Origin of the sequence: Pseudoalteromonas rubra, assembly GCF_000967655.1 — a bacterium.
Classification (GTDB): domain Bacteria; phylum Pseudomonadota; class Gammaproteobacteria; order Enterobacterales; family Alteromonadaceae; genus Pseudoalteromonas; species Pseudoalteromonas rubra_A.
This window is the reverse complement of sequence record NZ_JXYA01000137.1, coordinates 1-318: the sequence shown is the minus strand read 5'-3', so window position 1 is coordinate 318 and position 318 is coordinate 1. Positions and strand designations below refer to the sequence as shown.

Below are 318 nucleotides of genomic sequence, written 5' to 3'. Positions count from 1 at the left end.
CTGGCGAGCTTGATCCCCTTTTGGGTGGATTGACCGATTGCTGATCCATGAGAAATTTTGTCTCTTCAACAGTCTGTGAACAGCCAACAACTTGTATTCTATGTGAAAAGGGACAGATATTTACTTCTGAATATCTTCTAGTGTTAGCCGACCACCTTCCGTGTGGTCCATAGAGTCGATTTAAGCTGATTCAGCTGTGCCTCATCCAGTTTGCAAGGACGGCCCGAGCGAGGTAGTTCTTCCAGGCCTTCTAATCCATTATCAAGATAGTCTTTCACCCATTTGTTCACGCTTGTGCGACTGACCTTCAAGTATTCA

1 protein-coding gene is annotated in these 318 nt (G+C 45.3%); it reads right to left on the bottom strand.

Features of this window, described 5'->3' with window-relative positions; translation table 11 throughout:
• Positions 1 to 143: 143 nt before the first annotated feature.
• Entirely contained in the window at positions 144 to 311 is a 168-nt protein-coding gene (locus TW77_RS26080; protein ID WP_428838756.1) for a helix-turn-helix domain-containing protein, read from the bottom strand.
• Between the last annotated feature and the right edge of the window lie 7 nt (positions 312 to 318).